Source organism: Rhodococcus sp. P3_B8 (assembly GCF_056402775.1).
Genome location: NZ_JBFUGT010000283.1, coordinates 1 through 8,446 on the forward strand (window position 1 = coordinate 1; position 8,446 = coordinate 8,446).

10 protein-coding genes and 1 pseudogene are annotated in these 8,446 nt (G+C 67.2%); 9 read left to right on the forward strand and 2 right to left on the reverse strand.

Annotated elements, in window-relative coordinates; all coding sequences use genetic code 11:
- From AC1D1G_RS37310 to AC1D1G_RS37320, 3 genes and pseudogenes are all read left to right on the forward strand, one after another.
- A pseudogene (locus AC1D1G_RS37310) lies at nucleotides 1-275 on the forward strand (arylsulfatase); the annotation flags it as partial.
- A 69-nt stretch (nucleotides 276-344) separates the two neighbouring features.
- Entirely contained in the window at nucleotides 345-980 is a 636-nt protein-coding gene (locus AC1D1G_RS37315) for a hypothetical protein (protein WP_477956083.1), read from the forward strand.
- A gap of 3 nt (nucleotides 981-983) precedes the next feature.
- Nucleotides 984-1,634 carry a DUF1345 domain-containing protein gene (locus AC1D1G_RS37320; protein WP_477956084.1) on the forward strand — a complete coding sequence of 217 codons (651 nt, stop codon included), beginning with the start codon at nucleotides 984-986 and terminating at the stop codon, nucleotides 1,632-1,634.
- 257 nt (nucleotides 1,635-1,891) lie between these two features.
- Here AC1D1G_RS37320 and AC1D1G_RS37325 read toward each other — a convergent pair whose 3' ends face one another.
- The gene (locus AC1D1G_RS37325) at nucleotides 1,892-2,470 is read right to left on the reverse strand and encodes a hypothetical protein (RefSeq protein ID WP_477956085.1); all 579 of its coding nucleotides are present in this window, start codon (nucleotides 2,468-2,470) and stop codon (nucleotides 1,892-1,894) included.
- A gap of 119 nt (nucleotides 2,471-2,589) precedes the next feature.
- Here AC1D1G_RS37325 and AC1D1G_RS37330 point away from each other — a divergent pair, with 119 nt between their 5' ends.
- The 3 genes from AC1D1G_RS37330 to AC1D1G_RS37340 all read left to right on the forward strand — a co-directional run bounded on the left by AC1D1G_RS37330 (nucleotide 2,590) and on the right by AC1D1G_RS37340 (nucleotide 5,779).
- Entirely contained in the window at nucleotides 2,590-2,937 is a 348-nt protein-coding gene (locus AC1D1G_RS37330; RefSeq protein WP_477956092.1) for an MYXO-CTERM sorting domain-containing protein, read from the forward strand.
- 33 nt (nucleotides 2,938-2,970) lie between these two features.
- Complete coding sequence (locus tag AC1D1G_RS37335) at nucleotides 2,971-4,401, forward strand: DUF2252 domain-containing protein (RefSeq protein WP_477956086.1); 1,431 nt, start codon at nucleotides 2,971-2,973, stop codon at nucleotides 4,399-4,401.
- A gap of 220 nt (nucleotides 4,402-4,621) precedes the next feature.
- A complete protein-coding gene (locus tag AC1D1G_RS37340) occupies nucleotides 4,622-5,779 on the forward strand; it encodes an IS30 family transposase (RefSeq protein ID WP_477956087.1) in 1,158 nt (385 codons plus the stop codon).
- 62 nt (nucleotides 5,780-5,841) lie between these two features.
- Here AC1D1G_RS37340 and AC1D1G_RS37345 read toward each other — a convergent pair whose 3' ends face one another.
- Nucleotides 5,842-5,994 (reverse strand): hypothetical protein, encoded by a 153-nt coding sequence (locus AC1D1G_RS37345; protein WP_477956088.1) that lies wholly within the window; start codon nucleotides 5,992-5,994, stop codon nucleotides 5,842-5,844.
- A 167-nt stretch (nucleotides 5,995-6,161) separates the two neighbouring features.
- Here AC1D1G_RS37345 and AC1D1G_RS37350 point away from each other — a divergent pair, with 167 nt between their 5' ends.
- The 3 genes from AC1D1G_RS37350 to AC1D1G_RS37360 form a co-directional block, all read left to right on the forward strand.
- The gene (locus AC1D1G_RS37350) at nucleotides 6,162-6,524 is read left to right on the forward strand and encodes a hypothetical protein (RefSeq protein WP_477956089.1); all 363 of its coding nucleotides are present in this window, start codon (nucleotides 6,162-6,164) and stop codon (nucleotides 6,522-6,524) included.
- Nucleotides 6,525-6,660: 136 nt separating this feature from the next.
- Nucleotides 6,661-7,917, forward strand: a complete 1,257-nt coding sequence (locus tag AC1D1G_RS37355; RefSeq protein WP_477956090.1) for a serine/threonine-protein kinase — start codon at nucleotides 6,661-6,663, stop codon at nucleotides 7,915-7,917.
- A 311-nt stretch (nucleotides 7,918-8,228) separates the two neighbouring features.
- The coding region (locus AC1D1G_RS37360) for a glutamate-cysteine ligase family protein (RefSeq protein WP_477956091.1) at nucleotides 8,229-8,446 on the forward strand (218 nt) is incomplete at its 3' end.

Sequence of the window (8,446 nt, forward strand, 5' to 3'; positions counted from 1 at the left end):
ACCCGCCCGGCACCGCCCACGGCACCCTGACCCTGTACTACGGGGACCGGAAGGTCGGCGAGGGCAGGATCAAGACCCAGCCCGGCAAGTTCAGCATCGCCGGCGAGGGCCTCACCGCCGGCCGCGACACCGGCGAACCCGTCACCGACGACTACCCCGGCACCGCCCCGTGGGCATTCACCGGCGGCACCCTGCACCGGGTGGCCGTCGACGTCAGCGGCGAACCCTACGTCGACCTCGAACGCGAAGCCGCCGCCATGCTCTCCCGCGAATAACACCACCGACCGACCGCCGCCACCCAGCCCTCGAGGCCGGGTGGCGGCCACGGAGCAGAGAGCCGAACCATGTCGGAAGAACAGCGGACCGCCGCCACCGCCGGGAAGGGTGCGGGCACCGCCAGCGCCCCCCTGCCGAGTTGGCGGGACGGGGCCGGCAAACAATCGATACGCGAGTTCGTCCAGCGCGTGACCGACACCGTCCCCGCCGAGGAGCGGATCGCCGACTTCGACAACGACGGAACGCTGTGGTGCGAGAAGCCGACACCGATCCAGCTCGACTTCATCGTGCGGCGCCTCGTGGTGACGGCGGAGCAGGATCCCGCTCTGCGCACCCGGCAGCCGTGGCAAGCCGCCTACACCCGCGACTACGACTGGTTCAACTCCGTCCTCGTCGATCACTACCACGGCGACGACAGCGGAGTGACGGTGTTCGCCGTCGGGGTGCTGACGGCGTTCGCCGACATCACCGTCGAAGAGTTCGAGGCGCAGGCGGACCGATTCCTGCGCACCACCGACCACCCCACCCTGGGCCGCAAATATCTGACGTGCAGCTATGCGCCGATGATCGAGCTGCTCGACTACCTCGAGGACGATCACGGAACCGGTGAGGGCTCGCCCCAGGAGAGCGCCGCAGGCGGCGGCTCATCCGATCTCCGCACCGGCGACACCGCGAAGGCCGCGACGCCGCCCACGCAGGACTAGACGGTGCGTGCTCCGCTCCCCACCTCCGCGACTCCGAGACTGGCCGCCGCGGTGGTCGTCGGCGGCGCGGCGGGAGCCCTCGGCGCCCTGGTGACCACCGCCCCGGTCGGTGCTCTCGTCGGAATCGCGGCGGCGGCCGCCGTGTTCGTCGTGTCCGGATGGTTCGTGCTGTGGCCGATGGATGCGGCCACCACGCGCCGCAACGTCCGACACGAGGACTTCCGCCCCGTCGCCGACGAATTGGCGGTGGTGACAGCATGTTCAGGAGGCCTCGGGGGCATCATCGCACTCCAGATCGCCGGCGGATCCACCGCGGGATCCGTGCAGGCCGCCGTGGCTCTGCTGGCGGTGTTCCTGGCGTGGGCTTCCTTGCATCTGATGTATGCAGCCCGCTACGCCTTTCTGTACTACCAGGGATCGGGTCCTGAAAAAACCACGGGCGGAATCGATTTCAACTCCACCGCCCCGCCCGCGTTTCGCGACTTCTTCTACTTCAGCTACAACCTCGGAATGACCTACCAGGTATCCGACACCGACGTCTCCAGCACGCAGATTCGAGCGGTGGCACTCCGACACTGCCTGCTCTCCTACGTCTTCGGCGCAGTCATCCTCGCCACAACGATCAACCTGGTCGCCGGAATCCTCATCAGATGAGACGGGTGGCGAAGAGCGCACCGAAGATGATGCCCGCGACTCCGCGGAATGCGGCGTCCGCAGCCGGTTGTACTGGACCTCGCCACGCATATTCGCCATGGCTCAGGCATGGGCGCAATGGTGACGCCGCCGTGTGAGCATCGCGCACGAGTGGCGTGCTCCGGGGTGGATCTCACCGCCCACCGGGCGCCCGGGAATTGACAATCACCGGGCGGGGCTGCGGGACCGATCCCGGTCACGAAGTGGGGATGGTCCCGTCAGGGGGTCAAATTATGCCGAGCCACACACCCGGCGGGCACGTCGTTGCCGCTGATCTTGAAGTCTTCGCAGGTCAGTAGGCGGCGGTGCTGGGTGCCCAGGGTGAAGGACAGAACGAGGACGAGCACGATAGCTGCAACCGCCACCGCTGTGTCGCGTCCGCGCACCGACTCCACGCCCGGAACGAGCATGACGAGGACGATGGTGACCATCGTAGGGATCCCCGCGACGGTCACCGCGACGCCCAGCCAGAACAGGACGTCGTAGCCCAGGTCGTAGTCGAGGCTGGTGGTATCGGCGGGGGTCAGCCACGTCAACAATATCCAGACCGACGGGAGCAGAAGCGAGTACACGGCGGGCTGCGCCCGCCGTCCGAGCATGAGCACACCGACGACGAACGCCGTTGTCGCCACCGCCCAGAGCCCAAAAATCTGTTCGAAGAAGATCGCGTGGTACACACCCAGCGTGAAGGCCGGCCACCACACGATGAGCGAGGTCGCCACCGCAATGGCGGCGAGCCGGCGCACCCCCAGGTCCGTGTGACGAGCGTCGAGCGGAGGGACCGGGTCCTCAGTCATGCATGTGATGCTACGTCGGGGTTTCGGCCTGAATGACCCGTGCCGGAAACACGCCCGGTCGACGTCATCGAGATAGAAAACCACTCGACCGCGGCCGGACTTCGGCGAGGATTGGTCATATGGCCGAGACCCCGGGTGCGGCCGAGTTCCCCCGGTTGCGGGCGCCGCGCGCCGCGGCGGCCGCCGGGGTCGTCTTCGGTGCCCTGTTCGCCACCAGCATCGTTCTGCTGCACACAGCACCGCCCGGAGGTGTGGGTACATCGCGAACCGAATCGCCCGATGTGGTCAGTCGTGCTGAGTGTGGCGCCGCGCCTGACGACGAGCGTGCCGGGCCAAGAGGTGCCGCGATGCTGCTGCTACTCGTCCTGGCGTGGCTGCTGCGCAATTTTCCAGCAGCGGGCGTGCCAGTCCCGCAAGATGGTAAGGCCGGTCCGATGGGAGCCGTGGTCATCCCGACCACCCCCTGATCCGCGGACGAAGGCCACCCGAGGGACCACGCCATGACAGAACGAGACCCATTCCCCGATCCATCACCCGCCGGTGCGCCCAACCGTCCGACCCGGGCGGCACGGATCGAACACGGCGACACGGTACGGGCCCGGATCCCGTTCGACGCCCTCGCCGAACACGCACCCGCCCCAGGCCGGGACCCGATCGGCCTGCTCGAATCCCAGGCGGCCGCCCGGGTCCCCGACCTCGTCCCCATCCGGTACGGGCGGATGGCCGAGTCACCGTTCGCGTTCTACCGCGGCTCCGCCCTGGTGATGGCCGACGACCTCTCCCACGCCCCGCCCACCGGCCTACACACCCAACTCTGCGGGGACGCCCACCTGAGCAACTTCGGACTCTTCGCCACACCCGAACGCACACTCGCCTTCGATGTCAACGACTTCGACGAAACCTATCCCGGCCCGTTCGAATGGGACGTCAAACGACTCGTCGCGAGCCTCGCCGTCGCCGGGCGCGTCAACGGGTTCAGCCGGAAACAGCGCAAACGGATCGCCCGCGCCTGCGCCGCCGAATACCGCGAAACCATGTCGTACCAGGCCGAACGTGGCGAGCTTGCGGTCTGGTACTCCCACATCGACGCCGCCGCGCAGTTGGATGAGTACCGCGACGTCCTGGACTCCTCGACCCGCAAACGCGTCCGCAAGACGATCGACAAATCCCGCGGCCGCGACAGCGTGCAGGCGCTGTCCAAACTCACCACCCTGGTGGACGGGCAGCCGCGGATCGTGAGTACACCGCCACTGATCGTGCCGATCGAGGAGCTCTTCACCGACACCGAAGCCGAACAACTCGACCGGGAGATGATCCGGCGACTACGCGACTACCGCGACACCCTGCAATCCGCCCGCCGTCTCCTGTTCGATCGATTCGAGTACGTCCAAACGGCACGGAAAGTCGTCGGGGTGGGCAGCGTCGGCACCCGGGCCTGGATCGTCCTGCTCCGCGGCCCCGGCGCCGACCCCCTGTTCCTGCAGGCCAAGGAGGCAGGGCCGTCGGTCCTCGAAAAGTACGTCGACGGCACGGCGTTCACGAATCAGGGCGAACGCGTCGTGACCGGGCAACGCCTGATGCAGGCCGCGAGCGACATCTTCCTCGGCTGGCAGCAGGGACCCGACGCCAACGGCACCGTGCGGGACTACTACGTCCGCCAACTCCGCGATGGCAAGGGCTCCGCCGTCATCGAAGCCATGAATCCCGACACCATGGCGATGTACGGCCGGTTGTGCGCCCGGGTGCTCGCGTATGCGCACGCCCGCACCGGCGACCGATTCGCCATCGCCGAGTACCTCGGTTCGGACGACGATTTCGACAAAGCGCTGACCGCATTCGCCGAGACCTACGCCGACCAGAACGAACGCGACCACACAGCGCTACAAAATGCGATCGACGACGGCCGGATCACCGCGCGCCTCGGCGTATGACCGGCGAGCAGCTCCGGTGCCGTCCACGCCGACGGTGAGTCCCAGGCCCGGCACCGGTGGGCTTCGGCGGCCGTCGTGCTCGCGTTTCTCGCGAAGAGCGCGGTAGCACTCGTCAGTGCCCGGTTAGAGGATCCTCTCCATCACAGCGGTCGAACGGACCGATAGAGGATCCTTGGGTTCGTGCGGTGATCGCAACACCACTGATCAAAGGGTGTTGCACATGGCGAAATATTCTCATCGGATGGTTCCGGAGATCTTTCAGACGTTCTGGTCGGGGATGGCGGCGGGTGAGTTCATCACGGGCGCGGCCGAGGCGGCCGGCTCGTATCGCAAACAGGGTGCTCGGTGGCTTGCGGACTGTGGTGGGGTGCGTCCCCGGCGTGGCCGCAACCTCAAGGGCCGGTGTTTGACGTTCGCGGAACGGGAAGAGATCGCCATAGGCATCGCCGCAGGTCACACGCTTCGTGACATCGCGAAAGCCCTGAACCGGAGTCCGTCGACGATCTCACGCGAGATCGCCCGGAACCGTGAGCCGTCCGGGCGGTACCGAGCCAGATCGGCTCACGCAGCCGCCTACCATCGGGCCTCGCGGCCCAAACCGTCCAAGCTCGCCACCAATCCGTCGCTACGTGAGACAGTGGAGAAATCCCTGACCGAGCGCCATTCACCCGAGCAGATCGCGGGCCGACTCCGACTCGATTTCCCCGACGATCCACAGATGCGGGTGAGCACCGAGACCATCTACCAATCGCTCTACCAACCCTCCCGCGGCGGACTCGAACACACCCTCACTCGATCGTTGCGGACCGGACGTGGGCTGCGCCGACCCAGTCGGAAGGCCGGCCAGCGCAAGAATCGGATCCCCGACATGGCCAACATTGCGGACCGCCCCAAAGACGTGAAAGACCGTGCAGTACCGGGACATTGGGAGTGTGATCTCATTGTCGGCAAACGGAATCTGAGCGCGATCGGCACACTCGTCGAACGTTCGACCGGCACCGTCATGCTCGTTCATCTGCCCGACGGATACAAGCCCGAGCAGACCGCGCCCGCGTTGACCGAACAGCTCGAGACGCTGCCCACGAGCCTGCGCCGGACCCTGACGTGGGACCAAGGTTCGGAGATGCGGGACTGGAAGAGCGTCAGCGCGGCCACCGGCATCGACATCTACTTCTGTGATCCACACGCACCCTGGCAGCGCGGGACCAACGAGAATACGAACGGCATTCTCCGTCAGTACTTCCCCAAAGGTTCGGACCTGAGTGTGCACTCGAAAGCGGACCTGGAGTGGGTCTCACGGCAACTCAATGAGCGCCCCCGGAAACGGCTAGAATTTCGCACACCCATCGAAGAGATGGAACGACTGCTGTTGCGATGACCGCCAGAATCCGCCGATCCACTTTCGGGACGAGCATCGGCGATACTGCGGTCATAGACCGACTATGCACAACCTGGGCTGTCCAGTGGAGACTCGATGAGTGCATGGTCGTCCTCGTCGATGCTGAGGATTTTGAACTTCGAGATGCCTTGTGGATGCAACATCACCGTCTCGCCGATCGTCAGACCCGCGCGGGTTCTCGGATTCTCGGTCATACGACATGACCAAACCCGTACGGGTTCGGTGTGCAAGCCGCCGATATTTGCCGGGTTCGATTCGATCTTGCTCCGACTGCCCGCCTCGGGGTGCGCCAGCGCTGTGCCGATAGCCGATCGGCTACATGCAGCGGGGTCGCTATCACCTGTCCTGTTGGATCGCTACTGTGCCAGGTGTGAGGGAACCGGTGCTGGATCGGCACGTCGACGTTGCACAGCTGTGGCAACTGGCCAGTGAGGCGGCCCGGAAGGGCGAGAAGTGGGGGCAGCGCAAGAAGTCGGTGAGCGACGCCATGGTGACCTACTACGCCCAGCTGCGACGTGACAGACGCGGCGCGAAACGGTGGGTCGCCGAGGTCGTTGACCTCCTGGGATATTTCGATCTGTCAGCGGACTGGCGCGCAGTTGAGAAAGGCCTGCAACTACTCGACCAAGCTGACGGTGACGTCACCGGTGCCGGTGCAGAGCTACAGCGGCTCGAGGTCGTGCCGGCTTCCTCGACGAAGAACTCCCTCTTCAAGAGCTCCTAGTAGGGCGGAGTCAGGCGAACTGCTCGCGTTCGCGATCCCTCGTCTGGGCGCCCGGCAGGGGTAGCCGACGGACGAGTACCTGCAGGTCTGCGTCGTGATCGCCGACCGGCGGGCCGCGCCCGTTAGCGTGAATCGTATGTCGGTGTCGATGGTTCTCGCAGGTCGGTACGAATTACGGGAGGTGCTGGGCCGGGGCGCAATGGCCGAGGTGTACGACGGGTGGGATCAGCGCCTGGCCCGGGCGGTCGCGGTGAAGGTGCTGCGCCCGGARATGGCSTCGGTACCGCARACCCGGCGGCGTTTCGAGTMCGAGGCGCGCCTSGCCGCGACRCTGAACCACCCGAACGTCGTCGCCGTCCACGACAGCGGCGACGACCACGGTGCCCCGTACATCGTGATGGAACGCCTGCCCGGGCGGACCCTGCTCGACGAGCTCCTCGCCGGCCCGCTCCCCGCCCCCCGAGCTCGGACCGTTCTCACCCAGACCCTCGACGCCCTGGGGGCCGCACACGCGGCGGGAATCCTGCACCGGGACATCAAACCGGGCAACATCCTGTTCGACGCCGACGGCGCCGTGAAGGTCACCGACTTCGGCATCGCCAAGCGAGCCGACACCGACCACACCACCGCCGGGGAGGTCCTCGGCACCGTCGCCTACCTGAGCCCCGACCGGATCACCGGACACCCCGCCACGGTGACCGACGACCTCCACGCGGTCGCTGTTGTCGGCTACGAGGCCCTCGCCGGACACCGCCCCTACCTCGGGGACACGATCCTGTCGCTGGCCCGCGCGATCGTCAACGGTCAGTACCGGCCGCTCGCCGCGGTGCGCCCCTACCTCGACCCGGCGCTGATCGCCGTGATCGAGCGCGCCCTCCGCCGCGACCCTGAGCACCGGTTCGCCAGCGCGGCCCAGATGCGCAACGCCCTCACGAATCCGCACCCAATTTCGCCGCCCACAACCCGGGTGATCGGCCCCGTCCCGGCCGCCGCTGATCCCCCGCCTGCGCCCGCACAGCCTCGCCGATCTCCCGGTGCCGGGGTGATCGTCGCCGCGGTCGCAGCGGTGCTGGTCGCGATCGCGACGGCGGCACTGGCCATCGCGTCGCAGGACGAGGACAGCACCGCAGGGTCGCCCTCGGTCCTCCCGACGCCCGCTTCCACCCCGAGCCCCAGCCCCGTCCCGGTAGCGCCGCCGCCGACGATGACGATCCGCCCCGAACCGGTCGCCCCGGCACCAGAGACGGTCGTCCCGGACCACACCACCGGCGACAACCAGCCGATCACAGGGGCGGGCAACGGCGGCGGGAACAGCAACCAGGGCAACGGCAACGCAAACGCGAACGCCGGCCACGGCAATGGCGGCCGCGGGAACGGCCGCGGCGGAAACTGAGCGGACCGCCCACGGAGCTCCTGGAAACCGCGAGGAGTTGGACGCACCGCTTTGCGAAGACCCCGGGCGGCGCGAGTGCCGGCCATCGATGGCGGCGCATGCTTCATCATCGCACTCCCCGCCGTTCTTCGGGATCGGGATCAACCGGAGGTGAGCACCAATTTTTGGTGACGGTACGGCTCTGTCCCACAACGTATCCGGCGTGCAAGGGTGGGTGCCCACAGCGCAGCCGGGCGGCCGGTTTCGGGTAGTGGAGGCGCGGGGAATCGGTGATTCACAGCAAGGTGGTCGGGTCCTCAGGCAGGAGCGAGATGGTGGCGATACAGCCCAACACCGAGCCGGTGCGCTCACTCCTGCCCGGCTCGGCCCCGACGATCGGGGTGGAGGAGGAGTTCATCCTCGTCCACCCGCACACGGGTACACCGTTCCTGGGCAACACCGAGGTCGCCAAGGTCGGGCGGACGCTCGGCGCGGACCTGCAACTCGAACTGTCCCGATGTCAGATCGAGACGGCCACTCGGCCCTGCGC